The sequence below is a fragment of the Variovorax sp. GrIS 2.14 genome (genome assembly GCF_046115955.1).
Taxonomy (GTDB): domain Bacteria; phylum Pseudomonadota; class Gammaproteobacteria; order Burkholderiales; family Burkholderiaceae_C; genus Variovorax.
Window position 1 is genome coordinate 1 of sequence record NZ_JBJXIA010000073.1, and the last position, 2,855, is coordinate 2,855.

The window sequence follows — 2,855 nt, forward strand, 5'->3', positions numbered from 1 at the left end:
AACAGTTTGGAAAGACTGGCCATAGCGGGTGATAGCCCCGTACGTGAAATGACCTGTGTGGTACTAAGTTAACGACAAGTAGGGCGGGACACGAGAAATCCTGTCTGAACATGGGGGGACCATCCTCCAAGGCTAAATACTCATCATTGACCGATAGTGAACTAGTACCGTGAGGGAAAGGCGAAAAGAACCCCGGGAGGGGAGTGAAATAGATCCTGAAACCGCGTGCTTACAAAAAGTAGGAGCCTCGCAAGGGGTGACTGCGTACCTTTTGTATAATGGGTCAGCGACTTACATTCAGTGGCAAGGTTAACCGAATAGGGAAGCCGTAGAGAAATCGAGTCCGAATAGGGCGATCAGTCGCTGGGTGTAGACCCGAAACCAAGTGATCTATCCATGGCCAGGATGAAGGTGCCGTAACAGGTACTGGAGGTCCGAACCGACTAGTGTTGCAAAACTAGCGGATGAGCTGTGGATAGGGGTGAAAGGCTAAACAAACTTGGAAATAGCTGGTTCTCTCCGAAAACTATTTAGGTAGTGCCTCAAGTATTACCGTCGGGGGTAGAGCACTGTTTTGGCTAGGGGATCATGGCGATTTACCAAACCAAGGCAAACTCCGAATACCGACGAGTACAGCTTGGGAGACAGAGCACCGGGTGCTAACGTCCGGACTCAAGAGGGAAACAACCCAGACCGCCAGCTAAGGTCCCTAAAATTGGCTAAGTGGGAAACGAAGTGGGAAGGCTAAAACAGTCAGGATGTTGGCTTAGAAGCAGCCATCATTTAAAGAAAGCGTAATAGCTCACTGATCGAGTCGTCCTGCGCGGAAGATGTAACGGGGCTAAGCCAGTTACCGAAGCTGCGGATTTGCAATTTATTGCAAGTGGTAGGAGAGCGTTCTGTAAGCCTGTGAAGGTGTGTTGTAAAGCACGCTGGAGGTATCAGAAGTGCGAATGCTGACATGAGTAGCGTTAAAGGGGGTGAAAAGCCCCCTCGCCGTAAGCGCAAGGTTTTCTACGCAACGTTCATCGGCGTAGAGTGAGTCGGCCCCTAAGGCGAGGCAGAGATGCGTAGCTGATGGGAAACAGGTCAATATTCCTGTACCGATTGTTAGTGCGATGTGGGGACGGATCTTAATAGGTTATCCGACTGTTGGATATGTCGGTTTAGATGGATGTAGGCGTGCATTAGGCAAATCCGGTGCACATATACCGAGGCCATTGATCGAGCGGGCTTGCCCGTGAAGTAACTGAACGAGGTTCCAGGAAAAGCCACTAAGCTTCAGCTAACAACGACCGTACCGCAAACCGACACTGGTGCGCGAGATGAGTATTCTAAGGCGCTTGAGAGAACTCAGGAGAAGGAACTCGGCAAATTGACACCGTAACTTCGGAAGAAGGTGTGCCCTATTAGTGTGTAGTGAACAACGAAGCATGAATGGGTTGCAAAAAATCGGTGGCTGCGACTGTTTATTAAAAACACAGCACTCTGCAAACACGAAAGTGGACGTATAGGGTGTGACGCCTGCCCGGTGCTGGAAGATTAAATGATGGGGTGCAAGCTCTTGATTGAAGTCCCAGTAAACGGCGGCCGTAACTATAACGGTCCTAAGGTAGCGAAATTCCTTGTCGGGTAAGTTCCGACCTGCACGAATGGCGTAACGATGGCCACACTGTCTCCTCCTGAGACTCAGCGAAGTTGAAATGTTTGTGATGATGCAATCTCCCCGCGGAAAGACGGAAAGACCCCATGAACCTTTACTGTAGCTTTGTATTGGACTTTGAACAGATCTGTGTAGGATAGGTGGGAGGCTTTGAAGCAGGGTCGCTAGATCTTGTGGAGCCAACGTTGAAATACCACCCTGGTGTGTTTGAGGTTCTAACCTAGGTCCATTATCTGGATCGGGGACAGTGCATGGTAGGCAGTTTGACTGGGGCGGTCTCCTCCCAAAGCGTAACGGAGGAGTTCGAAGGTACGCTAGTTACGGTCGGACATCGTGACGATAGTGCAATGGCATAAGCGTGCTTAACTGCGAGACTGACAAGTCGAGCAGATGCGAAAGCAGGACATAGTGATCCGGTGGTTCTGTATGGAAGGGCCATCGCTCAACGGATAAAAGGTACTCTGGGGATAACAGGCTGATACCGCCCAAGAGTTCATATCGACGGCGGTGTTTGGCACCTCGATGTCGGCTCATCTCATCCTGGGGCTGTAGCCGGTCCCAAGGGTATGGCTGTTCGCCATTTAAAGAGGTACGTGAGCTGGGTTTAAAACGTCGTGAGACAGTTTGGTCCCTATCTTCCGTGGGCGCTGCAGATTTGAGGAAGCCTGCTCCTAGTACGAGAGGACCGGAGTGGACACACCTCTGGTGTATCGGTTGTCACGCCAGTGGCATTGCCGAGTAGCTAAGTGTGGAAGAGATAACCGCTGAAAGCATCTAAGCGGGAAACTCGTTTCAAGATGAGATCTGCCGGGGCCTTGAGCCCCCTAAAGAGTCGTTCAAGACCAGGACGTTGATAGGTCAGGTGTGGAAGCGCAGTAATGCGTTAAGCTAACTGATACTAATTGCTCGTGCGGCTTGACCCTATAACTTTGATCTAATCGATCAGGGTGTTATGCCAAGTTGACGCATTCAAAATAAGCTCAAGCTGATTCCAAACTCTATGAATTCGTTGTCTTGATTCGTCAAGACGGCAACCAGTTATGCCTGATGACCATAGCGACGTGGTACCACTCCTTCCCATCCCGAACAGGAAAGTGAAACGCGTCAGCGCCGATGATAGTGCGGGTTCCCGTGTGAAAGTAGGTCATTGTCAGGCTCTTACAGCCTAAAAAAGCCCAACCGAAAGGTTGGG

At 50.5% G+C, this 2,855-nt stretch carries 2 rRNA genes; both read left to right on the forward strand.

Annotated features, from left to right (window positions below):
- Window positions 1-2,586, forward strand: a 23S ribosomal RNA gene (locus RCH10_RS27395); the annotation flags it as partial.
- Window positions 2,587-2,706: 120 nt separating this feature from the next.
- A 5S ribosomal RNA gene (rrf, locus tag RCH10_RS27400) occupies window positions 2,707-2,819 on the forward strand.
- Window positions 2,820-2,855 lie beyond the last annotated feature (36 nt).